This window comes from Exiguobacterium sp. s192 (assembly GCF_018618795.1).
Taxonomy (GTDB): domain Bacteria; phylum Bacillota; class Bacilli; order Exiguobacteriales; family Exiguobacteriaceae; genus Exiguobacterium_A; species Exiguobacterium_A undae.
Map to the genome: position 1 here is coordinate 171,459 of NZ_JACSMS010000003.1, position 25,750 is coordinate 197,208.

Annotated in this window: 33 protein-coding genes and 1 pseudogene; 20 read left to right on the forward strand and 14 right to left on the reverse strand. The window is 47.2% G+C overall.

Annotated features, from left to right (window positions below):
• Window positions 1-111: 111 nt before the first annotated feature.
• The 3 genes from tnpB to KNP87_RS17330 form a co-directional block, all read right to left on the reverse strand.
• Complete coding sequence (tnpB, locus tag KNP87_RS08145) at window positions 112-1,284, reverse strand: IS200/IS605 family element RNA-guided endonuclease TnpB (RefSeq protein WP_214721384.1); 1,173 nt, start codon at window positions 1,282-1,284, stop codon at window positions 112-114.
• 309 nt (window positions 1,285-1,593) lie between these two features.
• The gene (locus KNP87_RS08150) at window positions 1,594-2,025 is read right to left on the reverse strand and encodes a VOC family protein (protein ID WP_235184697.1); all 432 of its coding nucleotides are present in this window, start codon (window positions 2,023-2,025) and stop codon (window positions 1,594-1,596) included.
• 100 nt (window positions 2,026-2,125) lie between these two features.
• Complete coding sequence (locus KNP87_RS17330) at window positions 2,126-2,293, reverse strand: dihydrodipicolinate synthase family protein (RefSeq protein WP_144239350.1); 168 nt, start codon at window positions 2,291-2,293, stop codon at window positions 2,126-2,128.
• Window positions 2,294-2,581: 288 nt separating this feature from the next.
• Between KNP87_RS17330 and KNP87_RS08160 the strand changes: the two genes are divergently transcribed.
• The 4 genes from KNP87_RS08160 to KNP87_RS08175 all read left to right on the forward strand — a co-directional run bounded on the left by KNP87_RS08160 (window position 2,582) and on the right by KNP87_RS08175 (window position 8,291).
• Window positions 2,582-3,706, forward strand: coding sequence for a type I restriction endonuclease (locus tag KNP87_RS08160; protein ID WP_214721385.1), 1,125 nt, complete (start codon window positions 2,582-2,584; stop codon window positions 3,704-3,706).
• Between the two features lie 225 nt (window positions 3,707-3,931).
• Window positions 3,932-5,872 (forward strand): glycoside hydrolase family 3 protein, encoded by a 1,941-nt coding sequence (locus tag KNP87_RS08165; protein ID WP_214721386.1) that lies wholly within the window; start codon window positions 3,932-3,934, stop codon window positions 5,870-5,872.
• Between the two features lie 148 nt (window positions 5,873-6,020).
• Window positions 6,021-6,905 (forward strand): N-acetylmuramic acid 6-phosphate etherase, encoded by an 885-nt coding sequence (gene murQ / locus KNP87_RS08170; protein ID WP_214721387.1) that lies wholly within the window; start codon window positions 6,021-6,023, stop codon window positions 6,903-6,905.
• Window positions 6,906-6,917: 12 nt separating this feature from the next.
• On the forward strand, window positions 6,918-8,291 hold the full coding sequence (locus KNP87_RS08175; RefSeq protein WP_214721388.1) for a PTS transporter subunit EIIC: 1,374 nt from the start codon (window positions 6,918-6,920) through the stop codon (window positions 8,289-8,291).
• A gap of 84 nt (window positions 8,292-8,375) precedes the next feature.
• On the opposite strand, the gene KNP87_RS08180 is transcribed toward KNP87_RS08175, so the two are convergent.
• Together KNP87_RS08180 and KNP87_RS08185 are read right to left on the reverse strand one after the other, a co-directional pair.
• The gene (locus KNP87_RS08180; protein WP_214721389.1) at window positions 8,376-8,651 is read right to left on the reverse strand and encodes a hypothetical protein; all 276 of its coding nucleotides are present in this window, start codon (window positions 8,649-8,651) and stop codon (window positions 8,376-8,378) included.
• Window positions 8,652-8,687: 36 nt separating this feature from the next.
• Window positions 8,688-9,176 (reverse strand): DUF4825 domain-containing protein, encoded by a 489-nt coding sequence (locus KNP87_RS08185; RefSeq protein ID WP_214721390.1) that lies wholly within the window; start codon window positions 9,174-9,176, stop codon window positions 8,688-8,690.
• Window positions 9,177-9,310: 134 nt separating this feature from the next.
• On the opposite strand from KNP87_RS08185, the gene KNP87_RS08190 reads away from it, so the two are divergent.
• Genes KNP87_RS08190 through KNP87_RS08200 form a run of 3 tightly spaced genes read left to right on the forward strand, consistent with a single transcriptional unit; the run spans window position 9,311 to window position 11,441 of the window.
• Window positions 9,311-10,384, forward strand: a complete 1,074-nt coding sequence (locus tag KNP87_RS08190; protein WP_214721391.1) for a DUF871 domain-containing protein — start codon at window positions 9,311-9,313, stop codon at window positions 10,382-10,384.
• A complete protein-coding gene (locus KNP87_RS08195) occupies window positions 10,381-10,938 on the forward strand; it encodes a general stress protein (RefSeq protein WP_214721392.1) in 558 nt (185 codons plus the stop codon). Before KNP87_RS08190 ends, KNP87_RS08195 begins: the two co-directional genes overlap by 4 nt.
• The gene (locus tag KNP87_RS08200; RefSeq protein WP_214721393.1) at window positions 10,935-11,441 is read left to right on the forward strand and encodes a DNA topology modulation protein; all 507 of its coding nucleotides are present in this window, start codon (window positions 10,935-10,937) and stop codon (window positions 11,439-11,441) included. Before KNP87_RS08195 ends, KNP87_RS08200 begins: the two co-directional genes overlap by 4 nt.
• A gap of 138 nt (window positions 11,442-11,579) precedes the next feature.
• Here KNP87_RS08200 and KNP87_RS08205 read toward each other — a convergent pair whose 3' ends face one another.
• From KNP87_RS08205 to KNP87_RS08215, 4 genes and pseudogenes are all read right to left on the reverse strand, one after another.
• Entirely contained in the window at window positions 11,580-11,942 is a 363-nt protein-coding gene (locus tag KNP87_RS08205) for a hypothetical protein (protein WP_214721394.1), read from the reverse strand.
• Window positions 11,939-12,109: a DUF6290 family protein gene (locus KNP87_RS17265; RefSeq protein WP_353049361.1), complete on the reverse strand. Its 171-nt coding sequence runs from the start codon at window positions 12,107-12,109 to the stop codon at window positions 11,939-11,941. The genes KNP87_RS08205 and KNP87_RS17265 overlap by 4 nt, the downstream gene beginning before the upstream one ends.
• 126 nt (window positions 12,110-12,235) lie before the next feature.
• A pseudogene (locus KNP87_RS08210) lies at window positions 12,236-13,024 on the reverse strand (HAD-IIB family hydrolase).
• Window positions 13,025-13,043: 19 nt separating this feature from the next.
• A complete protein-coding gene (locus KNP87_RS08215; protein WP_214721395.1) occupies window positions 13,044-13,901 on the reverse strand; it encodes an alpha/beta fold hydrolase in 858 nt (285 codons plus the stop codon).
• 112 nt (window positions 13,902-14,013) lie between these two features.
• Here KNP87_RS08215 and KNP87_RS08220 point away from each other — a divergent pair, with 112 nt between their 5' ends.
• Entirely contained in the window at window positions 14,014-14,694 is a 681-nt protein-coding gene (locus KNP87_RS08220; protein ID WP_028106439.1) for a glyoxalase, read from the forward strand.
• A 25-nt stretch (window positions 14,695-14,719) separates the two neighbouring features.
• Here KNP87_RS08220 and KNP87_RS08225 read toward each other — a convergent pair whose 3' ends face one another.
• The gene (locus KNP87_RS08225; protein WP_214721396.1) at window positions 14,720-15,202 is read right to left on the reverse strand and encodes a hypothetical protein; all 483 of its coding nucleotides are present in this window, start codon (window positions 15,200-15,202) and stop codon (window positions 14,720-14,722) included.
• 87 nt (window positions 15,203-15,289) lie between these two features.
• On the opposite strand from KNP87_RS08225, the gene KNP87_RS08230 reads away from it, so the two are divergent.
• The 11 genes from KNP87_RS08230 to KNP87_RS08280 all read left to right on the forward strand — a co-directional run bounded on the left by KNP87_RS08230 (window position 15,290) and on the right by KNP87_RS08280 (window position 23,419).
• The gene (locus tag KNP87_RS08230) at window positions 15,290-15,676 is read left to right on the forward strand and encodes a hypothetical protein (RefSeq protein WP_214721397.1); all 387 of its coding nucleotides are present in this window, start codon (window positions 15,290-15,292) and stop codon (window positions 15,674-15,676) included.
• A 53-nt stretch (window positions 15,677-15,729) separates the two neighbouring features.
• Complete coding sequence (locus tag KNP87_RS08235; protein ID WP_214721398.1) at window positions 15,730-16,293, forward strand: DUF1349 domain-containing protein; 564 nt, start codon at window positions 15,730-15,732, stop codon at window positions 16,291-16,293.
• Between the two features lie 122 nt (window positions 16,294-16,415).
• Entirely contained in the window at window positions 16,416-17,240 is an 825-nt protein-coding gene (locus KNP87_RS08240) for a hypothetical protein (protein WP_214721399.1), read from the forward strand.
• 103 nt (window positions 17,241-17,343) lie between these two features.
• The gene (gene nikA / locus KNP87_RS08245; protein WP_214721400.1) at window positions 17,344-18,957 is read left to right on the forward strand and encodes a nickel ABC transporter substrate-binding protein; all 1,614 of its coding nucleotides are present in this window, start codon (window positions 17,344-17,346) and stop codon (window positions 18,955-18,957) included.
• Between the two features lie 15 nt (window positions 18,958-18,972).
• Entirely contained in the window at window positions 18,973-19,917 is a 945-nt protein-coding gene (locus tag KNP87_RS08250; protein ID WP_214721401.1) for an ABC transporter permease, read from the forward strand.
• The gene (nikC, locus tag KNP87_RS08255) at window positions 19,914-20,768 is read left to right on the forward strand and encodes a nickel ABC transporter permease subunit NikC (protein ID WP_051523971.1); all 855 of its coding nucleotides are present in this window, start codon (window positions 19,914-19,916) and stop codon (window positions 20,766-20,768) included. Before KNP87_RS08250 ends, nikC begins: the two co-directional genes overlap by 4 nt.
• 11 nt (window positions 20,769-20,779) lie before the next feature.
• Window positions 20,780-21,580 carry an ABC transporter ATP-binding protein gene (locus KNP87_RS08260; protein ID WP_214721402.1) on the forward strand — a complete coding sequence of 267 codons (801 nt, stop codon included), beginning with the start codon at window positions 20,780-20,782 and terminating at the stop codon, window positions 21,578-21,580.
• Complete coding sequence (locus KNP87_RS08265; protein ID WP_214721403.1) at window positions 21,577-22,371, forward strand: ATP-binding cassette domain-containing protein; 795 nt, start codon at window positions 21,577-21,579, stop codon at window positions 22,369-22,371. Before KNP87_RS08260 ends, KNP87_RS08265 begins: the two co-directional genes overlap by 4 nt.
• Window positions 22,372-22,477: 106 nt before the next feature.
• Complete coding sequence (locus KNP87_RS08270; RefSeq protein WP_214721404.1) at window positions 22,478-22,726, forward strand: hypothetical protein; 249 nt, start codon at window positions 22,478-22,480, stop codon at window positions 22,724-22,726.
• A 118-nt stretch (window positions 22,727-22,844) separates the two neighbouring features.
• The gene (locus tag KNP87_RS08275; protein ID WP_119922772.1) at window positions 22,845-23,063 is read left to right on the forward strand and encodes a helix-turn-helix transcriptional regulator; all 219 of its coding nucleotides are present in this window, start codon (window positions 22,845-22,847) and stop codon (window positions 23,061-23,063) included.
• Between the two features lie 11 nt (window positions 23,064-23,074).
• Window positions 23,075-23,419: a hypothetical protein gene (locus KNP87_RS08280; protein WP_483299340.1), complete on the forward strand. Its 345-nt coding sequence runs from the start codon at window positions 23,075-23,077 to the stop codon at window positions 23,417-23,419.
• Between the two features lie 42 nt (window positions 23,420-23,461).
• On the opposite strand, the gene KNP87_RS08285 is transcribed toward KNP87_RS08280, so the two are convergent.
• Window positions 23,462-23,833: a hypothetical protein gene (locus KNP87_RS08285; protein WP_214721405.1), complete on the reverse strand. Its 372-nt coding sequence runs from the start codon at window positions 23,831-23,833 to the stop codon at window positions 23,462-23,464.
• Window positions 23,834-23,888: 55 nt separating this feature from the next.
• Here KNP87_RS08285 and KNP87_RS08290 point away from each other — a divergent pair, with 55 nt between their 5' ends.
• A complete protein-coding gene (locus KNP87_RS08290) occupies window positions 23,889-24,218 on the forward strand; it encodes a hypothetical protein (protein WP_214721406.1) in 330 nt (109 codons plus the stop codon).
• Between the two features lie 19 nt (window positions 24,219-24,237).
• Here KNP87_RS08290 and KNP87_RS08295 read toward each other — a convergent pair whose 3' ends face one another.
• The 3 genes from KNP87_RS08295 to KNP87_RS08305 all read right to left on the reverse strand — a co-directional run bounded on the left by KNP87_RS08295 (window position 24,238) and on the right by KNP87_RS08305 (window position 25,629).
• A complete protein-coding gene (locus tag KNP87_RS08295) occupies window positions 24,238-24,663 on the reverse strand; it encodes a MarR family winged helix-turn-helix transcriptional regulator (RefSeq protein ID WP_026833149.1) in 426 nt (141 codons plus the stop codon).
• A gap of 178 nt (window positions 24,664-24,841) precedes the next feature.
• Window positions 24,842-25,063, reverse strand: coding sequence for a PLD nuclease N-terminal domain-containing protein (locus KNP87_RS08300; protein ID WP_214721407.1), 222 nt, complete (start codon window positions 25,061-25,063; stop codon window positions 24,842-24,844).
• A gap of 23 nt (window positions 25,064-25,086) precedes the next feature.
• Window positions 25,087-25,629, reverse strand: coding sequence for a hypothetical protein (locus tag KNP87_RS08305; protein WP_028106427.1), 543 nt, complete (start codon window positions 25,627-25,629; stop codon window positions 25,087-25,089).
• Window positions 25,630-25,750 lie beyond the last annotated feature (121 nt).

Consider the following 25,750-nt stretch of genomic DNA (forward strand, 5'->3'; position numbering starts at 1 on the left):
AAAGTATCGTAGGAAAAGGAGCGAAGACAATGTTGAACTACCCACACCTACGCCCGCCTTGCTTAGAGGTGGGGGATTCCTGAGTTATTCGACCTAACAACCGAAAAATTATCAGGCTAGCCCCGTCGTCCCGACGGTTGAAGAAGCTAAGATGCGTTCAGCTTCTCGTTTAAGATTCAGTCCTGCGTTCACATCACGGTCGTGGTGGATCCCGCAATTCGGACATGTCCATTCACGCAAGCCAAGGTGTTTCACGTCTTTGTGTTGATGTCCGCAACTGGAGCACAGTTGGCTGGAAGCAAAGGTCTTCCCAACCTTCACGACGATCTTCCCGCACCAGTCCGCCTTATATTCGAGCATACGGAAGAACTCCGACCAACTGACCTCGGAGATGGACTTGCTCAACTTGCGGTTCTTCTGCATGTTCTTCACCTGCAAGGTTTCGATTCCGATGACGTCGTGGTTTTTGACGATCTCGGTGGATACCTTGTGCAAGAAGTCGGTGCGCTTGTTGGCAATCTTTTCGTGGATGCGGGCGACCTTTCGCTTCTGCTTCTGGTAGTTCTTCGACTCGGAAAGTTTTACTTTCTTGTCCAAGGCCATGCGCTGACGACGAGAGAGCTTGCGTTGCTCGCGCGCCAGCTTTTTCTCGAGCGAACGGAAGTAGCGGTCGTTCTTGTATACCGCGCCGTCCGACAGGATGGCAAAGTTTTTCAACCCGACGTCTACGCCGACGGAGGAACCGGTCTTCGGCAGTTCGTGGATTTCCTGCTCGACTAGCAGGGAGACGAAGTATTTTCCTGAAGCGTTACGCCGGATGGTTGCGTTCAAGATGCGTCCTGCGACCTGCCTCGAGTTGGCGAAACGCACCCACTTCAGCTTCGGAAGTTTGAGCTTGCTGCCGACGATCGAGACCTCGGGAAGCTGGTTCTTCTTCTCGATATTGGTCTTGTAGGATTGGACGGGATTGCGCTTCGATTTGAATCGTGGCCGTTTATTCTGCTTCTTGAAGAAGCGGTCATACGGATCGGTCAGGTGTTTGGCACTCGATTGAAGCGAATGGCTATCGACTTCTTTCAGCCAGTCGAACTCTTGCTTCAGCATCGGGATTTCTTTCGAACAAGAACCGTAAGACAGTCCTTTGCCAGTCGCTTTATACGTCTCATCCCACTTCGATAAGAAGTAGTTGAAGACGAAGCGCGAACAACCCATGGTCTTCGCGATCAGGATTTCCTGCTCTTTTGTCGGGTATATTCTGAATTTGTAGGCCTTATGCTTCAACATGATTTTCACCTCCTTGAGAGGTTTATACCCGAAAAGGAGGGTGGCGATTCACCTCCCACTTTCACTTTGTTTAGAAGTGGGCGTACTTTCGCCTAATTTTGATAGATCATGATCTAATTCTATTATGGTTCGTTTTCAATAGCTGATGTTTCAGTAAGCGACAGAGTGATTTTTATGCAAAATGATATTTTAAAAATGTCATTGGTATAAACAACATGGACGACGGGGTTAGCCTGATAATTTTTCGGGTGTTAGGTCGAATAACTCAAGAATCCTACACCGCTAAACGTAGAGTAGGTGGGAAGTAGTTCAATTTATTCGTTTGAACATCGGATGGTCTGTTTTGAATTGAATCAAGTCCCACAGGTTTCCGTACAAGTCTTTAAATACAGCTACAATTCCGTAAGGTTGCTCTTTAGGGTCTCTTTCGAATGTAATTCCTTTTTCAATCATTTTGTTGTAATCTCTCCAAAAATCATTTGTTCCAAGGAATAGGAAAACTCGACCGCCAGTTTGATTACCTATGAACGGAAGCTGCTCTGTTTTCGAAGCTTTTGCAAGTAGTATTGCAGTTCCAAGTGTTCCTGGAGGAGCAACTACAACCCAGCGTTTATCCTGTTCTTCTTGATAGGAATCTTCAAGTAATGTGAAATCTAACTTTTTTGTATAAAAATTAATGGCTTCATCATAGTCATCAACAACCAATGCAATATATACAACAGACTGTATCGTTTGAAACACTTCCTTTTCTTATAGTTGGCCCTCAAGATTACTTTCGCGATGTTTCTCAGAAGTTTTGATTCTAGAGCCTCATTTTTCCTTCAATTCTGGGGTCAGTTGGTCAACTCTTACCGATTTTGTTATGTTCGATCATGTGCTCGTGAGCAATCATTAATGCCTCTAATAAAAATAATTTTTCTTTCAGTTCCAGGCTATGTTGCTCTCCAATCGATCCGCACACGAGTATAGACTTTTTTCCTTGGTCGACTAAATATCGAATATGTTCAATTGCTCCTTAGCCCTAATTTTTTTGTATAAACTTTGTTTTATTTGAGAGTAGTATGACATATTCTTAGCATTCCAGATGAACAAACGTAGAAACCATAAAGTTCAAAAACAATGTTGTTTAGTGAAAACGATTAGAAGTAAGCAAAAAAAACGATTCTTCTCAATGTAAAAAATTATTAAGAATATTACTGAATGATTTACTAAATAAATAATTGTTTGGATATATTAAACGAAAGGATATATAATATAAAATAACAATTATTTCATATAAATACACATATAGTAAAAGATGAAACAGGAGGTTTTTCAATTGGAAAAGTTCTCATCGGACATTCGTACGGTTTCACAAAGAATTCAGCAACTTCAGCACTCGATTTCTACTGAAGAAGCAACCAAAACTGCTTTAATCATGCCGTTCTTTCAAACATTAGGTTATGATGTGTTCAATCCAGCTGAATTTACTCCTGAATATATTGCAGATGTGGGTATTAAAAAAGGGGAAAAAGTGGATTATGCGATTATGGATCAAGGACAACCCACTATTCTGATTGAAGCTAAATCCATCCGCGAACCGCTGACGAAACACGATTCACAGTTGTTCAGGTACTATGGCACTACAAAAGCCAAATTTGCGATTTTAACAAATGGAGACACGTATAGATTTTATACAGACTTAGAGATTCCAAATGTAATGGACACCGTTCCGTTTTTTGAAATTACGTTATCAAGTATTAAAGATAATGAGATTAAAGAATTATACAAATTTAAAAAGCAAGAATTTAATGTAAATACCATTCTTTCAACAGCAGAAGAACTTAAATATTTAAGTGCTATAAAAGAACAATTGAAGTTAATGTCCCAATCACCAAGTGATGAATTTATCAGATTATTGATTCAAGAATGTTATCAAGGGATGAAAACGCAAACGGTGGTCGATAAATTTAGACCTATTGTTTCTAAGGCCTTTAATCAGTTCATAAATGAAAACATGAATGAGCGAATCAAGCATGTAATTTCAGGTGAACCGGATTCATCAACAACGCCGTCAACTTCTGTACAAGACGTACAAACTGAAGAATTGATAGATGAACCAATCATTGATGTTCCTTCACAGCCATCCTTTGAAACCACGCAAGAAGAAATTGAAGGCTACGCAACAGTGAAAGTTTTACTCGGTACAACAATAGATAAAAATCGAATATTTTATCGTGATAATGCGAGCTATTTCAATATTTTAATTGATGACAGTAACCGAAAATGGGTGTGTCGTCTGCATCTAAATTCTCTGACTAACAAATATATTACTTTCCGTGATGAACCTAATGTAAGACACAAAATTAATCATGTTTATGACATCGAAGAATTTAAAGATCGGCTATCACATATTGTTACTGAAATTGTAGGTTCAAATTAAATTTTTCTACATTATGCTACCTTTTACGAGGTAGTTTTTTAATTCTTTTATAGAAATTTTATTTCATATTGTTTGCGCTTTCAAATAAAACATTGTTTCTTTATGGGGAGGTTGCTATACTAACGATGAACGCAGGGGAAAGTACCAACGGCGGTTTGAAAAACGCCAAACAGTGGATGTAGAAGCAGTTCAAGCAGGGGTCAAAACAAAAGGGGAGCTGAGCATATGGGACAGAAACTCAACTGGACAGCAACACTCGGATTGACGACGGCGCTACTCGCCGCGTCGCTGCCAATGCAACCGGTCGCTGCTGAAACGACACCATCCGTTACGGAACGGGTCGACACACAACTGGATCAGATGACACTTGAGCAGAAGATCGGACAAATGATCATGCCGGATTTCCGGTTATGGGACGGGGCCAATCATACGAAGCTGGCACCGGAAGTCGGACGGGTCATCGACCGGTTTGACTTAGGGGGCGTCATCTTATTTGCGGAAAACGTCAGTGAGACGGAGCAGACGACGAAATTGGTCCATGACTTGCAGGAGGTCGTCAAGCAGGATACAAGCAATGATATCCCGTTGTTCGTGACGATTGACCAGGAAGGCGGCATCGTGACACGACTCGGAACGGGAACGAATTTACCGGGCAACATGGCACTTGGGGCGACCCGCAGTGCATCCTACGCGGAAGCGGCAGGCGGCATCATCGGGTCCGAGTTGAAGGCTCTCGGAATCAACGTCAACTTTGGTCCGGTCCTAGACGTCAACAACAATCCGAGGAATCCGGTCATCGGCGTCCGGTCGTTTTCAAGTGATCCGCAGCTGGTCGGGAAACTCGGTTCGGCGATGACACAAGGCATTCAGGATCAAAGTGTTGCTGCGACGGCAAAACACTTCCCGGGACACGGGGATACGGCAGTGGATTCGCATTACGGTTTGCCGGTCGTCGATAAATCATTACAAGAGTTAAAGCAACTGGAACTTGTCCCCTTTAAACGGGCAATTGCCGAAGGAATCGATATGGTCATGACGGGACATATCGGGATGCCGCAGATCGAGGATGAGGTCGTCGAATCGACACAAGGCACGTTCCCGTTACCGGCGACGTTATCGGATGACGTCATCACCGGCGTCTTGCGGGAAGAGCTCGGGTATCAGGGACTTGTCATCACCGATGCCTTGAACATGCAGGCGATTGCCGACAACTTCACGGAGTCGGAAGCCGTCATAAAGACGTTTAAAGCCGGCGTCGATATCGCCTTGATGCCGACGATTCTCCGGTCGACACAAGACGTGACGAAACTCGAGACGATTTTTGACGATGTGATTGAAGCTGTCGAAAACGGTGAGCTGTCGGAAGCGGACATCAATCAGTCTGTCTCGCGGATTTTGACGTTAAAAGCAACACGCGGCATTTGGAATGAAACGGACACACCGGTCACGCTCGATGAAAAACTGGCACAGGCAAAGGCGGTCGTCGGCAGTCCGGAACATAAGGCACTTGAGCGGAAAATGACGGAAGCGGCGGTCACACTCGTCAAAAATGACAAGAAAACATTGCCGTTCAAACCGAAAAAAGGGGAGACGATCCTTGTCTTGTCACCGGCAAAAGATCAGACGGACAGTATGGTTAAGACAATCCGGTCGCTTGAGAAAAATGCCGGCAACCTGAAGCACGTGAACATATTGCCGGAAAATTATACAGCGTCGACGCCGCATCTGGAGCAAAATCCGAATCTGCAAGAAAAGGTCGCAGCTGCGGACTATATCATCGTCGGCTCAAACGTCAACAACAGTGACAAGCTGAAAGCGGCGTCGGCGGATCACTATGTGCCGGCGGAAGTGTTCCGTCAGGCGAAACGGACCAACACACCGTCCGTCCTGCTCAGTCTTCGGAATCCTTATGATGTCGCCGTGCAACCGGACGCAAAAGCGCAACTGCTTGTCTATGGCTTTAAGGGAGATCCAAACGGTCCGGACTCGGAAGCCGGGAACACGAAATCAGCCGGACCGAATTTACCGGCAGGAATCCGTGCCATCTTTGGTGAAGTGAAACCACAAGGGAAACTGCCGGTTGATGTTCCGAAGTTTAAAGACGGCACGTTCCGGAACACACTTCATCTCGAATTTGGAGACGGGTTCAAGAACTGGAACCGGTAAGGAAGATGAAAATAGGTAAGCTCAATCTTTTTGATTGGGCTTTCCCTATTGACTCTTTTTGCAATTAAATTTCATTAATTATTAATTTTAATTGTTATTATATTTTGTATAGAGGAAGTAGAAGGAGTTGTCAGAGAGGATGAAGGTCATGTTAGAAAAATTAGCGACAGAACGCCGGAATGAAAAGACGATGCATCTCGACGACATGTCGGTCGAGGACATGCTGACGGTCATGAATGCGGAGGATCAAACGGTCGCCGCTGTCATTCAACAGGAAATACCGGTCATCAAACAAGTCGTCGATCGGGTCATTCAATCGTTTCAAGCGGACGGACGATTGATTTATATCGGAGCCGGAACGAGCGGCCGACTGGGTGTACTCGATGCGGCCGAATGTGTGCCGACGTTCGGGGTCTCACCGGACATGGTCGTCGGACTGATTGCCGGGGGCGAGCGGGCACTCATCAAAGCCGTCGAAGGGGCGGAAGACAGCAAAACGCTTGCTGTCGAAGATTTACAGGCACTTCAGCTGACAGCGAATGATACCGTCATCGGCATCGCTGCGAGCGGCCGGACCCCTTACGTGATCGGCGGTCTGGACTATGCACGTGAAGTCGGTGCGACGACTGCTGCCTTGTCCTGCAACAAACAGGCGGCAATCAGTGAACACGCGGACTTTCGGATCGAAGTCGAAACCGGACCGGAAGTCTTGACCGGCTCGACACGCCTGAAGGCCGGGACGGCACAAAAGCTCGTGTTGAACATGATTTCGACGGCGGCGATGATTGGTGTCGGGAAGGTCTACCAAAACTTGATGGTCGATGTCCAATCGACGAATGAAAAACTCGAAATTCGGGCCAAACGGATGATCGTGGAAGCGACAGGGGTTGAGCTTGAGACAGCCGCGCGTTATTTCACATCGGCGAATGGTCACGTCAAGACAGCGATCGTCATGATTTTAGCGGACGTTTCGTATACTGAGGCGGTCGAACGATTACAACGTGCGCACGGATTCGTCCGCGACGCGCTTTAAGGGGGGACGAACATGAAGAAGGAAGAAGTGTTGGCATCCGCCATCCTTGAACATGTCGGGGGAAAAGACAATCTCCGGCAACTGGCACACTGTATGACACGTATCCGGTTGTCGCTGAAAGATCCGACGAAAGCAGACATCCAGGCCCTCAAACAAATTGACGGTGTCATGGGGGTCATCGATGACGAGACCCTGCAAATCGTCGTCGGACCGGGAACGGTCAACCGGGTGGCTGATCATTTAAGCCGTGAGACGGGGCTGGCGATCGGTGAGGAGTCGGTCGATGAGAATCTGACGTTTGAAGAGCGGGCTGCCATCGAACGGCAAAAAGTGAAGGACAAACAAAAGTCACCGTTCAAACGCTTTTTACGCCGATTAGGAAACATCTTCATCCCGCTAATTCCGGGACTCGTCGCATCGGGAATCATCAACGGAGCGGCGAACTTTGCGATCAATGCCGATGCCGATAAGGATGCCACATGGATGAAAATTCTCTTATTGATCGGCAGTACGGTTTTTGCTTACTTAGCGATTCTCGTCGGTTGGAATACGGCGAAGGAATTTGGCGGCACACCGGTTCTTGGAGCGATTGCCGGCGGTATCTTATTTAACCCGCTACTGGCGGATATCGTTATTTACGGCGAACCGCTTGTTGCCGGTCGGGGTGGCTTGTTTGGGGTCATCTTTGCCGCCTGGTTGATGACGTATCTTGAAAAACATATCCGGAGATTTATGCCGGTTTCGATTGATATCATCTTTACACCACTCTTCACCGTTTTGATTGTCGGCTTTACGGCACTTTATGCGATCATGCCGGTCGCCGGGGTCTTGTCTGACGGTATCATGCAAGGCATCAACGTAATTCTCGAAGTGGGCGGACCATTCGCTGGAGCGTTATTGGCTGGATTCTTCCTACCACTTGTCATGGTCGGTCTCCATCACGGATTGACACCGATCCATTTGGAATTCCTGAATACGATGAACAATACACCGTTATTACCGATTCTTGCGATGGCAGGAGCCGGGCAAGTCGGAGCAGCGATGGCGATTTTCGTCAAGACACGGAATCAACGGTTACGCAACATCATCAAGGGAGCGATTCCGGTCGGGTTCCTCGGTATCGGTGAACCGTTGCTGTACGGGGTCACGTTACCACTCGGTCGTCCGTTCTTGACGGCTTGTATGGGAGCCGCAGTCGGCGGTGCCTTCCAAGCGACGATGAAAACGGCGGCGCTTGGGGTCGGTGTATCCGGTCTTTCATTGACACCGTTGATCGATAACGGGATGTACCTGACGTATATCGGCGGTCTCGTCATCTCGTACGTTTTTGGCTTCTTGTTTACATTCTGGTTTGGTTTCAAAGAAGAAATGGCAGATGGGATTTAACTGGATGTGAGGATATCAGGGGAAATGAAAAGATGGAAGATCACGTTGAGGTGATGTTCCATCTTTTTTTTACACGTGACCTGCTTACTGAATCTTCGTGTCGACGGTCTTGTCCTGTAGCATACGTTCAAGGACCAAGACATAGACCAAGGCCACAAGAACGCCCGCTGTCCCTGGCAGAACGGCAATGATTGAGTCAGTCAGGTATGCTGCAGGAATCAGATAAGTCAACAGAGACTTCACACCATTCAACACGAGAAGGGCTGTCAGCAGGATCAAGGCCACAGTCCGTTTTTGCAGATTCCCAAAGAATTGACGGCCCGTTTTTTTTACCTGTGTCATGCCGAACCAAGCGAACATACAGATGACCTCCATTGGTTTATAAATAGGTGAAGTTCAGTCATCGAAAAACTGGTTGATCTTGGTTTCAGACTTCAAATGACGCTGAATCAATTTTGTGACTGCTTGTTCCTGTTCGATTGTGCTGAGTTGCGTGTTGTACCAGCCGTCCAGTTTATCGCGGGTCACGGTGAAGGTATAATCCGGGAAGGTGAACGTAATCCGGTCGACGTTATCGACGAGCACAAACAGGTAGGTCGCGTTGAACAGGACCGTCTCTTTGATCTCCTGTTCGACTTGTTCCGTCTCGATGTCCTTGTAAGTCAAATGGATGCCATACGGCGTTTGTTTCGTTTCGAGGGCAATCTGATGCAACTCTTGATGGTGTGCCAGTTCTTTGACGATATTCGCGACGGCGCTGTTGTCGCCGACAGAAGAATGTTTATGTTGGAACAGGTCCGTCTTTGAATCGGCATGTTGACTGTAGCCGTTCCAGATCAATACCAGACAGGCAATCGACAGGAATGGAATCAAAATTCGTTTCATACAATCTCTCCTTTATGTATCTCGTTCTAATGGTATCATAATTCATGAAGTATCTCCTAAAAAATTCTTATATTGGAACTTTAGTAACAATTGACGGTTTTTAAACACTACGCTGACAAGAAGGAGTGAAACAGATGAAAGGACTTGCCGTTTATTTGAGTGAACCACTGACAGATGAGGCGAAAGACAGCATCCGACAGATGCGGACGATTGGTTTTACCTCAATCTTTACCTCGTTACATATTCCGGAAGACGATCCTTCGTTGTACACGGAACGCTTACGGACGCTTGGGCAACTGGCGCAACAGCTCGAGATGGAACTCGTCGCGGATATCGCCCCGACTTCCCTTGCCGCGCTCGGCAAGACGTGGGAGGATGCCGATACCTTAACCGAATGGGGCGTGACCGGACTGCGGGTCGACTACGGCGTGACACCGAAACAGGTCGCGGACTTATCGAAACAGATGATGGTTGCCTTAAACGCCAGTACGCTGACGGCGGAAGAACTCGATGCGATGAAAGCGGAGGGGCTCGTACTTGAACAGGTCGAGGCGTGGCACAACTTTTATCCGCGACCGGAAACGGGACTGGATCGTGACTGGTTCAATGATAAAAACCGATGGCTCCGTGAACAGGGAATCCGTGTCCAAGCCTTCATTCCGGGAGACGGACAACTGCGTGGTCCGCTGCACGAAACGTTACCGACGCTCGAAGACCACCGCGGACAATCACCGTTTGCCTGTTATCTCGAGCTGGAAGCGTCCGTTGACCGGATTCTAATCGGGGACCCGGCCTTGTCGGAAAGCTCGATGCGGCAATTTGCTGCGTATCAGGAGGGGATCATTGTCCTCCGGGCAACCGGGCACGGCGATGATCCGCTGTTGACGAATATTCAGACGAACCGGATGGATCCGGCGCGCGATGTCATCCGATCGGTCGAGTCACGGGCTTACGGTCGACCGGGCAATCGATGGCTTGAACCCTCGATTTTATCAGACCGGCCTGTCGGATCGGTCACGATCGACAATTTTAAGTACGGTCGGTATGCCGGCGAGTTGCAGCTGACGAAACGTAATCTTGCGGCCGACGAGCGCGTCAATGTCATCGGTCGTATCATCGAGGCGGACCGGGCGTTACTGCACCAGATCGGACCCGGCGGACGTTTTCGGCTGGAATGGGTTTCAAGTGAGGGAGCGATCCTTTCGTGAAGAAGACGATCGAAGACCGGTTAACGTATCTGTATAAAGGCGAACTGTTTTCCATCATCGGCTTCATCCCAATCATCGGCTTGATCCAGTATACATTTCCGGAGCTGCACCTGTTTGCACTCAGTTCATTTTGGGTGTCGCTGATCCTGCTCGAATTGTTATTGCTGCAAGGTTCGTATTATTGGTACAGCAAACGGGAACAGCTTAAACGGGAGAATTCTTCGATTACTCCGGTACACGTCGTCCGCCGGTTGCACAGGTTTCAAAAAATCAACGGCGGGATCATCGTACTGGCTGTCATGGCGTTTGCTGTTGACGTATGGCGCTGGCATCCGGTCTATCCCGTGAACGGATTAAAAATGTCCGGATTTCTGTTTGTGTTCGCCGTGCTTGAGTACATCAATTACTTTTATCTTCAGTTGTCGTATGATAACCGGTCGGATGTCCAGTACTTAGTCCGAAACAAGAAGTTGAAGCGTTCTTCGATATGGAAGGATTTTCAGCGGATTAAAAAAATCAATCTATATTCGAAAGAAAAGGGGGAAACGGAATGAAAAAAATCGTCCTGATCGGTTCCGGGGGCTCCGGCAAATCGACGTTAGCCAAACAGCTCAGCCATGCCTTGGGAATTCCGGTCTATCACCTCGATACATTGTTTTGGAAGCCGAACTGGCAAGGTGTTCCACGGGAAGAACAAAAGCACATTCAGGCGGAGTTGATTGCGCGGGACAACTGGATCATCGACGGGAATTACGGCGGAACGATGGACATCCGGCTGCAAGCGGCGGATACGATCATCTTTCTCGATCTGCCGCGAACGACATGTATGTACCGCGTCTTGAAACGGACAGTCCGCCACCGCCATGAACCAAGAACAGATATGGCAGCAGGGTGTCCGGAAAAAATCGATTTTGCTTTTTTGAAATGGATTTGGAATTATCCGAACATACAACGACCGGACATTCAATCGAAACTCGACCAAGTCGTATCGACCAAAACCATCATCGTATTGAAGTCCCGGAACGATGTTCGGCAGTTCTTGGAGACAGCTACTTAATCGAAATTCACTAAAAAATGGACGTCCATCCTCTGAAGAATTATTCAGAGAGATGACGTCCATTTTGGATGACTGAAATTTGTTATGCATCGAACCGTGAAAGTATCTTTTTGTTTATATCACGCGGATGACGATTAATCATATAAGATGTTCCTCCAAAGATTCGATGGCTAGCTTTAATGCAGTCAATCGACGCTCGTTTAATGTTTTTTGAGAACTACCTCCATTTTCTTTAATTAGCTGTTTTTCGATGGAAGGAATAATACCTTGTAGAACATCTATAGAACGTAATAAATCATCATTTTCATAGCGGAAATTTGTACCATTCCAAGTTTCATTTAGACTCTCTAATCCAATTTTTACTGCATCCAGTCTTTTTTTGATCAGTGTTGTGTTAGAACCTTTTTCTGATGTACTTTTGTAAGCATTCGAAAGCTTATTAAATGTTGATTCTAAAGATTTGATGGACAATTCTTGGATATCTTTGCTAATAGTCCTCATCTATATATACCTCTCTTCTTACTTAATAATATCAAGTCGATATCTTTTTCAATGCTTTCATTTACAGCATCCCGCACCGATGCGGAAATCGTTATATTTTTAGCTTTTACGTACTCTTTTATAAGACGAATATCCTGATCATGCAATCGGACGGAAATTTTGCACAAAATGTATCCTCCTCTTTGTAATACATCGTGTTACAAATCATATATTTTGGAAATTAAAATACACCCTTTTAAGAACGCCGAAAGGGTGTATAAGATATTCCGATAAACAGAAAACCAATTCTTTGTCTACATGGATGTACGTAGATCATGATGTGTACTAAAACGAGTGTTTAATTCATATATTCTAGAGATAATTTTTTCTTCGTACAAACCGTTTAAAGGAATCTGCTCATCCGCATAGGCAGCCAGATCGACATGACTACCGATCATGACCGAATGAACGGCACCTTTAAACATTTCGATGTCGTTGGCATCGTTCCCGAATGCGACATATCCTTCTGTTGTAATGCCCATGATGTGAAGCGCACTTCGCTTATGGATGCCTTTCGGGCTGATGTCAAGCACCTGCTCTTCACCATGCAAATGCGAGACGACATCAATCTCGCATAATGCTTCCGAAAAGTCCGCCATACTCGATGCGCTTAAAATCAAGACTTTTATAATGGTATCGTGTTCTGCCAGACTTACGTTTTTTGCTTATTGTAACGGATCCAGATTCTTGAGAATCGGGTGCGACGCGGTCCCCGTATAGCTGTAGTTCCACAAACCGTCAACTAAGTAGGTGGCACCCATCTGTTGAATCAGTTTTTGCATGTAGATGACATCGGACGGAGAAAAGGGCGTTGAATAAACGATTTCTCCACGCCAAGAAACTAATGATCCGTTTCCACCAATCAACAGGTGGTGATGAAACGTTTCCGGAAGAACCGGTAACAGATCGCGAATTGGTCGGGCTGACGCGAAGATGACACGGTGTCCCGCTTCTTCCAGCGAATAAAGTGCCTCTGTAATTGGGTGAGACAACGGCAAACCTTGAAAACAGAGGGTCCCGTCCAAATCAAAAACAAAATTCATGATGATTCTCCTTCATATTTTATGAGTGAAGCGATTTTGAAATCGTCCAGTTTTCCTGAATTACCTGCAGAACAAATTGCGGATCATCCCAGTGTAGGATGTGGGAAGTCGACGGAGCGGAGATCACAGTCCCACCGGTTTTTTCCTGCCACAGGGCAATTGCTTGTTGGCGGAACGGTTCTTCTGAAACGGGTAACGTCGCACGCAGCAACAGGAGGTTGTCACCGGGGACATCGTCGAGGAAGTCGAGAATCTCGTCTTGATACATTGCCGTCAAGATGGCGCGTGCCGTCTTCGCTCGGGCATGCCAGTAGTAAAGCCCGTCCTGCATCCGGACAAAATCTTTTCCGGCCAGATCAAGCAACGGTGACCGGCGCATCTTTGGTCCGTACACGGCAACATCCCGAAATTCCTCCCACGTCGCGACGGACTCCTCAAAATCCGTATCGTAAAATGCAGATTCCTCCTCGAGTGGTGTACCCCGCAACCGTTTACTTTGATAACCACCGTCAATTAAAATCGATCCGCGGACCCGCTCCGGTTGTTCTTTTTGATAGAAAAGCGCGATGAAACTGCCCCAGGAGTGCGAGAGGAAATAAAAGTCTTCGATGTGCAACTGTTCGAACAGCTGATTCAGCCAATCGGAAAACCGGGCAAACTGATAATCCCGTTCATCCGGAAACGGTTCGGTCTTCCCGTGACCCGGTGCATCGATCGAGACAATCCGGTAGTCATGTTTCAACGCATCGGCCAGTTCAATAAAGCTGAGGCTCGTTCCGCCGAGACCATGCAGACAAAAAATCACCGGGTGATTCGGGTTGCCCCATTCGGTGACTTGTGTTGAAATTCCGGCGCATGCGATACTGTAACGTTTCATCTGTTTTCCTCCGCTTCTGAATAGGTATGTACTTACTTTTTAACCAGTATTATACATCAATTGTTGTATAATGAAGCGAGTGAATTTAAAAGACAGACGGAGGGAATGTGGAATGAAAATTACGGCAGCAACACTTTGGACAGATCACGTAAAACCGATGCAACACTTTTATACGACGACGCTTGGCTTCGGACTCGTCAAAGAAACGGCAACATCTTTTACGGTACAAATCGGGACAAGTCAGCTTCGGTTTGAACAGGATACGACACAGCAACCGAAACAATACCACTTTGCGTTCAACGTTCCGGGGAATGCGTTTCAGCTGGCCAAGGACTGGTTGCAACAGCAAGTGCCGTTATTGATTGAGGATGGAGCAGACGAAATCTTTTTTGAAAACATCAATGCCCATTCCATCTACTTTTACGATCCCGACGAGAACGTCGTCGAATTGATTGCCCGGCATGACGTCAATCCGAATAAGTCGCTTGAGACGTTTGCGGTGAGTGACATTCTGGATATCGGCGAAATGAACGTGACGACGCCGGACGTCGCCGGTGTCGGGGCTAGATTTGCTGAACTCGGTGTCTTTCACCGCTACCATCAGCCGATTAACGTCGACTTCTTAAACTTCCTCGGGGCGCCGGAAGACGGGACCCATCTGTTGCTTGGGCGAGCGGGACGGACGTGGTTATTCTCACCAAAACCGGCAGTCACGAGTCCACTTGTTCTCGAACTCGACGGCAAGCTGCATGTCCGGATCGATGCCGACGGTACGTTGCATCACGAAAAATAAACCCGTGCGCAGACGGGTTTGGAGATTACGCCACGAGTTGTAAAATCCCGAATGTCGTCAAGACGACATAAGAGACGGAGACGAAGATTAAGACGGGTTGAAACAACGTGTCTTTTGATTGACGTGTAATCCCTTCGACGAAACAGCTGAGGAGGAAGACAAAAATCGCCAATCCGATATACATCAAGACAAGCGTCGAGACGCCTTGGAGCAGACCAAACGATACGATTGAAAAAACACTGAAGAACAGATAACCGAACGCCGCCAAAAGACCGAGACCAAGCAAGATGCCGAGAGCCGGATGAAGTCCGTTGACGCGCGCCGTCCACTTCGGGAAACGTCGGTTGAACAGAGACCACGCGGTATGTAGCGATAAACAGACAGAGATGAACAGCATCAGAAAAAAGATGGCTTGTAAGAGTGGCGACAACTGATCCGCCCATAACGGAACGATTAAGAAGAGGAACGGGAAGCAGAGCATCAAGAGGTGTTTTTTCAAGTTGATCACTTCTTTCTACATGATAGGTTAGTTTGTTAACTAGATCTTCCTTGTCCGTACCGTATCATACGTTGGGACAACAGGAAAGGAGAGCCGATGACGAACTTTTGGAAAGTAAACGGTAAGTGGCGGATTGGGCGGTTCATCATAATTACGATACTACTGGTGTTGGTCTCGTGTTTTTTGTATACTTTTCATCAGAAAATCCTGCGGCAGTTATATTTGGAAGAGCATCTGGAACAACAGTACGGGCTGAAAAAAGACGAGTATCAAATAAAAAGTTACTTCTCGAAGTTCGGTTACGACTGTATTCTCGTCTTGCATGACGAACCTCGGACATCGTATGACTTTAACGTTCGAGAAACTAACGGAGATTACTATGCAGTATATTTAGGACACCATTTTTTAGATCCATCCGAAGAGTTTATTGATTTTCGTGAACCAAAACATCCTGAGTTCGAACAGTTCAAAGATGAACCGTAAGCGCACGTATAGGATGTTTCAACACAAACAGTTTCAAAACAGGAGGAATTGATATGTGGCAAGGTTTTACTTGGTTGAATGAACCAAAAGAATTCAGTATGCAGGAACGCCTGACCTTTAAGACAGAAGGCGATACCGACTTTTGGCGCAATACGTACTATCAGTTTAATCGGATGACCGGTCACGCCTTACTAAAACCGATTCCATCAGCATCGTTCTCATGCCGGATTGAAGTGAAGTTGGATCCACGTCAGACGTATGATCAAGCAGGAATCCTTCTTTATCTAAACGAAGATCACTGGCTAAAAGTTTCAGCGGAATTCATTCCGGACGGGAAATCGCATCTCGGTGCAGTCGTCACGTCCTTCGGATACTCCGACTGGTCGTCGCGTGACATTGAAAATACCGTTTTTGATCATTCATTGACGTTTGAGCTTGTCTTCAAAAACCAGGACGTGGAACTGTATTTTGTCGACGGTGAAACGAAGGAACAGCTACGGATTGCGCATTTGCACGGGGAAGGGGACTGGAAAGTCGGTCCGTACGCGTGCAGCCCGAATCTGGAAGGGCAAGGGTGTGACATTGAAGTATTGGCGTTTGACTTCAAGACAAAATAAAAGGAATCGGATTTTGAGCACTCATGCAGTTTAATGGGTGCTTTGCTATGTTAAAGGAGATGGAGTATGAAAATATTTTTTGGAAGTATCATTTTTTGCTTACTGTTTAGTTTTGTCATTTTTTGTTAGCTCATATACTCAATCGTTCCGGTAATAAATTTGAATCAGCTATAAATTCTTACCAGATTCTTGTTCGTAAAGCTGTTAATGGAAAAATTGAATTAAAAAGAGGTGGGATAATTAGTACTCTTATTATCATCTTATATATCATCTCAATTGTTTTTGGTGCTGTGTGGATAATCAGAGGGTTAAATGGAGAAATTAATCTTTTGTGGATAGGGCTATTGATATTTATTTTAACAATACTATTTATTTTGACTATGTCTTCTTTAATTGCTGAAGAATCAGTATTTTTAAAGAAAAAGAGAACGATGCATACTCAAAGAAAAGTAATTATTACCATAAAAAAAACGTTTTGGACCTATGTACAGAAACGTGTCCAATTTTTTTATGATAAGACGATGCTTTTTTTCGGCATGTCTTTTTTCTTAAGCATCATTGTCCTTGATTTTGCTATTACTCTTTTACAAAATGAAGAAATCTTTTTGGTAGGTGCATTTATCGGATGGATTTTATTGTTATCTCTATTCTCGAATACAATGATCTTCGAGTACTTTTACTATCGTGAAGAGCTAGAGAAGCATTTTTCGATTGAAGCATCTGAAATTTGCATTAATCAAAAAAGATTAATCTATTACTTAATTCTTTTTGTTTTTACTTTCTACAACTGGTATCACCCACTTGCTTATCCGAATGAAAAACTGACTGTGTCTGGTGAATACCTTGTGTCAAATATGATTGTTGTATTTTTCCTTGTATCAGACAGAATTTTCAAACTTATAAATGATAGTTACATAAAATATAAAAAAGAACCAAATTCACTTTAAGGAACATAAAATCGACCGTTGGACGGATTATCCATTGACAATTCTTAACACCCACTCTTACAATTGAAAATGATTATCAATAAGAATGGGAGTCCTGTCCACTATGAACGTTTCACGCCGTAAGAAATCCATCATCCAAGCTGTCTCCATCCTCTCGATCACGACACTGCTGTTCGGCTGTTCCAATCCGAACGAAGGTGCTGACAATACAACAGATAAAGATACATTGACGCTCGCCTGGCCGCGCGATATCGGCGAGATGAATCCGCATGTCTATAACCCGTCGCAACTGTTCGCCCAGTCGATGGTCTACGAACCGCTCGTCCATTACGCAGAAGGCGGAAAGCTGGAGCCGTTCCTCGCCAAGTCGTGGGACATCTCAAAAGACGGAAAGACCTACACGTTCACTTTGCGTGACGATGTCAAGTTCTCCGACGGTTCGGCGTTTGACGCAACGATCGTCAAAAAGAACTTCGACGCCGTCCTCAAAAACAAAGCCTTACATAGCTGGCTCGGCTTTATCTCCAAAATCGACAAGACGGAAGCCGTCGACAAGCAGACATTCCGGATGACATTATCGGAAGCCTACTACCCGACGATTCAGGAACTGGCGGTCGTCCGTCCGGTCCGTTTCCTCGGTGAAGCCGGTTTTCCGAAAAACGGCGACACGTCAAAAGGTGTCGAAGAAGAAGTCGGGACCGGTCCATGGGTGCTTGACGAGTACAAAGCGGATCAATACGCGACGTTTAAGGTCAATAAAAACTACTGGGGTCCGATGCCGAAAGTTAAAAAAATCAAGGTCGACATTATTCCCGATGCCGAGACCCGCGTGCTCGCTTTTGAAAAAGGAGACATCGACTTGATTTACGGGGAAGGCGCCATCAGTGTTGATGCGTTTAATCAACTGAAAGAAACGAAGTCTTACAAGACAACGATGTCCGAGCCGGTTGCGACCCGGCTGTTGATCATGAACACCAAGAAAAAACAGTTGGCGGACGAACGGGTCCGTGAGGCGTTGCAATACGGTTTTGATAAAAAAACCTTAGTCGAAGGCATCACGTCCGGTTTGGAAGCACCAGCGGACTTCATCCTGCCGCCGAACTTGCCGTACACGTCGAAACTGAAGGTCGAGAAACGGGACTTTGATGTCGAAAAGGCGAAGACGTTGCTCGACGAAGCCGGATGGAAATTGCCGAACGGGGAAACGATCCGTGAAAAAGACGGTCAACCGTTACAGGTCGAGATGATGTATGATGCGGCGGAACTTGTCCAAAAGGCGATGGCCGAGACGTTACAGTCGGAGTGGGCCAACATCGGGGTCGATTTGAAGATCGTCGGTGTCGAGTTGCCGGATCAAGTCCAGCGCTTCAAAGACAACAAGTTCGATATCAATATGTACAGTAACTTCGGCGCACCGTATGATCCACACACGTTCGTCAACATCATCGGTACGGACGGGTTCGGCTTCAAAGAAGCGATTTCCGCTTATCCGAACAAGACGGAATTGTTGCAGGACATGAAGGACGTTTTGAAGACGACCGACGAGACGAAACGTCAAGCGATGTATGCCGAGATTCTGCCGTCGCTCCAAGATCAGGGTGCACTCGTGCCGATCTCGTATTTGAAGAAGATGGCGATTTACCAGTCGGATGTGACGAACTTTAAATTTGCGGCGAATCGGGATGAAAGTCCGTTCGCACAAATCGGAATCAAATAAAAGGAGGTGTACGGAATGGGCGTCTATATTCTCAAACGGGTCGGGTCGGTCATTCCGATTCTGCTCCTGGCGATTTTATTGCTGACAGCGATGATTCACCTGTCACCGGTCGATCCGGCGGAAGCGTATCTCGCTGCCGCTCACATCCAACCGACGGAAGAAGTGCTGACGCAAAAACGAGCCGAGTTTGGTCTCGATCAATCGTTCATGACACAATACGCGACGACCGTCGTCCGGTTGGCCCAGTTGGACTTCGGGACGTCCTTTGTCTCCGGCAAACCGGTTCTCGATGAAGTATTGCTTCGTCTGCCGGCTACGTTACAACTGGCACTGTCGAGTCTGTTGCTGGCCGTGATCGTCAGCATCCCGCTCGGCTTTCTCGCGGGGATTCGGAAAAATGGATTTTTTGACCAGTTGAGTCGGGTGATCGCCTTCATCGGCGCATCGATTCCGTCGTTTTGGCTCGGCTATCTGTTGATTTTCTTTTTTGCCGTCCAGTTGGATTTGTTACCGGTCGGCGGTATCGGCAGTCCGAGTCATGTCATCTTGCCGGCAATCACGCTTGCGTTACCGCTGATTGCGCTTTATACCCGGTTGCTGCGGACGAGTGTCATCGAGACGATGCGCGAACCGTACGTCTTGTTCGCCCGGACACGCGGCATCCGCGAAACGGTTATTTTAGGAAAACATGTTCTCCGTGTCGCTGTTCCACCGATGATCACCGGTCTCGGCATGAATCTCGGAAAACTCTTGACGGGAACGATCATCGTCGAAACGGTTTTCTCATGGCCGGGCTTTGGCCGCTACTTCATCGAAGCGATTTTTGACCGCGATATGCCAATCATTCAAGGATATGTGTTTCTGGCGGCATTATTATTCATCGGCAGCAGTCTGCTCGTCGATCTATTGCAACTGGCGATTGATCCCCGGATTGCCCGGAAAGGAGGGGACAGACGATGAATATTCCGCTTCGACGACCAAGCCTGTTACACCGCTTGTCAAACCAACGGCTGATTTTGATCGGCTGTTCCGCATTTTTAGGGTTGTTATTCCTCGCAGCACTGGCCGCACCATGGCTTGCGCCGCATGATCCGTTTCTCGTCAATTTGGCGGTGAAACTGCAGGAACCGTCCTGGACGTATCCGCTCGGGACCGATCATCTCGGCCGCTGTACATTATCACGTCTGTTATACGGCGCCCGGGTGTCACTCGGTTTCGCCGTCCTGATTTTTGCGTCGTCGCTGCTGATCGGCTTATTGATCGGCACGCTCGCCGGCTACATCGGCGGCTGGGTTGATCAACTGTTGATGCGGTTTTGTGACGGGGTAATGGCATTTCCGAGTCTGATTCTTGTTCTCGGTCTTGTCGGGATTTTCGGACCGGGACTCAAACAGGTCATCATCGCCTTGATGCTCGTCCAGTGGGTTTACTATGCCCGGATGTTCCGCGGACTCGTCATGACACTGAAAGAAAAGAATTTTATTGCGGCAGCACGCGTCAATGGCTCGTCACATTGGAAAATCTTTCGGACCCATCTGTTGCCGAACATCCTGCCGCCGTTGCTTGTCATCGGGACACTCGAGATGGGCTGGGCGATCATGGATATTTCCGCGATGTCGTTTCTTGGTCTTGGCGTGCAGTCTCCGGCAGCGGAATGGGGCGCAATGATCCATGAAGGCAAATCGTATATCCGGACGAATCCGGAACTGATGATTTATCCCGGCGTGATGATCATGCTCGTCATTGCGAGCTTTAACTTACTCGGTGAATCGTTATCGGAACGATTCGGCGTGACGAAACCACCTAAATGAAAGGAGGCGCCATGATGAAACCTGTTTTATCCGTCGAACGATTGACCGTCGAAACCATTGTTGATGACACCACACTCGTCCGGGATGTCTCGTTTACACTTCTTGCCGGTCAGATCGTCGGACTCGTCGGCGAAAGTGGTTGCGGCAAGACGGTGACGAGTCTGGCCCTTTTGCGTCTGCTGGACGAAAAAGTGATCCGTCAGTCGGGTCGGATTCAGCTAGACGAAACGGATTTGATGACGCTGTCCGACCGAACGCTTCGACGTGTCCGCGGCGGACAAATTGCCTTCATCATGCAAAATCCGATGAGTGCTTTCACGCCGGTCTACACGATTGGTCATCAATTGATCGAGACGATCCGGACCCATGACCGGGGCAGCAAACGCGAAGCGAAGGACCGGGCGCTCGAAGCGTTACGGGAAGTGAATCTCGAGGAGCCGGACTGGATTTTAAAAGCCTATCCGTTTGAACTGAGCGGCGGAATGCTGCAACGGGTCATGATTGCCCTTGCCGTCTGCCTAAGACCGGATGTCCTGATTGCCGATGAGCCGACGACGGCGCTTGACGTCTACAATCAAAAGCTCGTGTTGTATTATCTCGAAAAGGTCCGGGCGACCTATGGCACCGCAATCCTGTTGATATCCCACGACTTAAGCGTCATCGCCGAGATGGCGGATCAGGTTCTTGTCATGCGGCACGGGGAAATCGTCGAACGAGCGGACGTCTTTGATCTGTTTGACCGTCCACAACATCCGTACACACAACAATTGCTTGCCCAACACGGGATTCAGGCAGGAGGGATGAACGCATGAGCCTTCTGCAAATGGAACAGGTGTCACACCGGTACGGCAGCCAACGGTTCCTGTCGCGGCAGACGGAACGGACCGTCTTACAGGACGTCACGTTGACGCTTGAAGCCGGGACGTGTCTTGGATTGCTCGGTCAAAGTGGTGCCGGAAAGAGTACGCTTGGACGGATTCTGCTGGGTCTCGAACGACCAACAGCAGGGCGTGTCCTGTTCGAAGGACAGGACATTTACCGGACGGCGGCAAACGATTACCGGCAAGACATCCAAGTCGTCTTTCAGGATTCGTTTGCTGCAGTCAATCCGAAGATGACGGCGGGACAAATCATTGCCGAGCCGTTGACGAATTTTACGCGTCTTGCGCCGGATGCCCTGCAGCACCGATTGGTCACCTTGATTGAACAGGTTGGATTGACCCGCGCGGATTTGGCGAAATATCCGAATCAGTTCAGCGGCGGGCAGTTGCAACGGATCTGTATCGCCCGGGCGATTGCGACAAATCCGAAACTGATCATCCTCGATGAGGCCGTCAGCAGTCTCGATATGGTCAATAAGGCACTGATCCTCGCGCTGTTAGGGGAATTAAAGGACAAATATGACCTGTCCTATCTGTTCATTACCCATGACCTGCAAGCGGCTCAGGCACTCAGCGACCGATTCGTGATTTTAGATCAAGGGCACATCGTCGGAGAGTACAAGACCCGCAAGGCTTTTGCTGACGCGACGGATCCGCATGTCCTGGCAATCAAAAACGCCATGCTTGCGATCCATCCAAGGTACCGGACGATTCGAAAATAGTCTCTTTTGACAACAGTTAAAAGAGGCTTCTTTTTTTATTTGTTTTACAGGTAAATAATGGGTATTTAAGGTAAACTGAACAAAAGCGAACAAGGAGCGATAATGGATGAACAAAAATTATCTGGCAGGTGCAATTGCGGTAACTGTAGGGATATTGATGATGTTTGTCTTAAAAATCTTTGAGGTGTATATGATGGTGGCATGGGAAGTATCGAAACAAGCTATGGCATCATTTGGTTTAACTTATTTCCCGTTTTCCTTTTTTGCCATTGCAGCCGTGTTATTCATCAACGGCTGGTGGCGGGAAGATGAAAAACGTCGACAGCAAAAAGCCGTACAACCGATTAAATCGTGATATTAAACCGCCGACCGTCGAATCAGATGAATCGGCGGTTTTCTTCTATTTAATCTGTAAAGGAAACTTGACACAACGAAACGTTTTTACATATTATTGGAAGCAAGAGGTGACTGCAATGAAAAATAAGGTAAAGGTGTTACGAGAGGCGCGACACTGGTCGCAGGGGGACTTGGCGAAGACGTTAGGCGTCTCGAGACAGACCATCATTTCGATTGAAAAGGAGCGGTACAATCCGTCGCTCGAACTCGCATTTTCGATTGCGGCTTTGTTTGATTGTCCGATTGAAGCGATTTTTATTCCCGAATCGAAGAAAAAAGGAGACGATGTAGGATGAAACATATGCCGATGATCAATCGTTTACTCGCCGCACTTCTAATACTATACGGCAACTATTTGGCAATATTTGATGGACCGAGTCCACTCAGTATAATAATGATATTAGCGGGTTTGAGTCAATTGGCCGCCGATCTAGTTTTTCCGGCTGCTGAACCCCATGACGAACGGCAAGAAGAGATCAAGCGGAAAAGTGGTCACATGTCATACGCTTTGAGTATTGTCTATGTTTTTGTGATGCTGATGCTCTTCCAGTGGAACGTCATCGAAGACATCATGAAAGCTTTTATGTATTTACTGTTCATTCAGGTCATGACGTTCCCGGTCATGATGTTTATCTACAATCGACGCAGCTGACGACAAAAAAACAGGCACGATTGGCCTGTTCTTGACGTGTGGTCAGTAGTATTCAGACAGCTGTTCCCGTGATTCTTCCGTTAAATAGCCAAGCGACAAAAAGTTTTTGACGAAGCGGACTGGACCATTGGCAGAATCAAAGCCAATTTTTCCCGGGAACGGTTCAACCTGTTCCAGGACGTCAATGTCACCGGCTTGGATCTTGACGAAATCAAAGTCGAGGGTGACGGTATCCGTCTCGTCCCACGGCTCACTGGCGGATTGATGAAGCAAATGGAACGTCTCTTTCAAGTGGTCGCTTGGTGGATTAAATTCGAACTGTAAGTAAGGTTCAGCTGTATCCTTTACGGATAGTCCGCCGCGGGCGACGATGGCTTTTAGATGCCGGCGGTGGGTGAAGTGACGCAAAATCATCGGCAGCGCTCCTTTATGAAAAAAAAGTAGAGTATGAAAAAGGTGAGATTGTAGCATGAAAAAACTGATGTGGATCGTTTGTCTGGTCCTGATCGCAGCTGCATCGTACGTGTACATCACGCGATACGACCGTGCGTATGAACAAGAAGTCATGCGTCAGGTCGTGGAGCATGTCGAACAGACTTATGGAACAAGTGAACCGGTCGTCGTCAAATCCTATTATAACGACAAGCATCGGGACAAGGATAAACGATATGCCGTGGCGGTCCGCGCGGATGTCCTGTCGCTGAAACCAACCGAATACATGACGTATCGTTTACGAGACGATCAAATCATCGAGATGGGTGTAATCGACGAAGAGAGTCTGCCTAAGACGGAGCGGTAACGACGAGTGCATCCAGGCATCAAAAATGACTGCTTTGCATCTTATGAAGCAGACGGTCAAACGATTCATGGTCATCCATCGTAAAAGCTTTGAAGTACTGCTCGTGGATGACTTCGACGACGGGAGCCGACTCTTGAACGATCGTCTCCCCGGACGGTGTCAAGACAAGTCGTTTTTCCCGATCGATTCGTTTTCGGGTGATGAGGTGTTGCTCAAACAATTTTTTTAAGGTTTGCGAGATGGCACCGCTTGACAGTTCGAGCGTCGCTTCCAGTGATTTTTGAGTGGCACTCTGTTCGCGGTAGAGCGTATCCAGCATGTCGAACTGTGATTTTGACAAGCCCCAGTCCTTTAAGACAGCGTTGACTTCTTTCATGTAGCGGTGATGGAGTTTTTGGATCCCCTGCCAATGACGGTAGGATGGAGTGGACAAGTGTGACGTCATCAAATCCCTCTTTTCTGTCACCGTTCGTGAACGGTACGATGATAGGTGAAGCTTTTCGAAAATAAAGTAATCTATAATAATCAAATTACCACATAATCACGCGTTCTCCTACCACTTGATACGTACAAAAAAGCTTCACTCGTTTGCCCTGATGTTCAGGCAACGGAGTGAAGCTTGTTTAGTCTCGCATCGACGGCTCGGATGGTGCAGCGGGATGACGTCCCCAGACGAGATAAACGACCGGTCCGAGGTAATTGACAAGAAAAATCAGGATGCCCCATAACCATTTGGGTCCGCGGGTGCGCGGGCGTTTCCATAAGTCGATATAGGATACGACCAGTAACAGGAATTCGAGTGTGTAGACGACGGCTTTGACGTATGGCTTCTCTTTCAGACGCAATGGATATACCTCCTAGTAGCTGGTTAACTGACGAACGAACGATCCTGATAGTTTTTTAAAATCAATTGATTTTGGTCAATCGTAAACCCGTACCGTGTAAAACACTCGGCCGCAACACGTCCGCCGTAGGAGATGGCGGTGAAATCGCCGCTGACCCGGTAATGGGTGTACTTCTGCTCGATGTCATAAATCAACGCTTCCAGCAACAGACCCCGTTCACCGAGTCCCTCTTCCCGGACATGGATATCAAGCAGGGAAAACTCGGCCAGCTCGACGGATCCGAACAGACGTGTCGACAGGTGTTGGATCGTCATGTGCGAACGTTTTGATAAGACAGTTTTTGTCGCCTGACGGTTTTCGAGTAAGGTGACGTAATAGCCGAACAGCGGTGCCTGAATATTTCGTGTCACTTGAACGACTTGCTGTTGATTGTTGTAGGCAAGTCCGACGATTTGTTCGTTTGGATGATGCGGTATGTCAATCATGCGCTTGGTACAGACCGTTTGCCAGTCCTGCTTCGGAATCCATTCCAATTCAAGCACCCGAGGGGATTTGAAGAATTTCACGTGGGGAAAAGCCTCCTTTGACGTAATCGATGCTTTAAATATACACTTTTTGGTAATTGGAAGAAAGGTCAGAAACGTTACCGTTTTGTGACAATCGTGCAAAAAGGGGACGAAAAAGGGA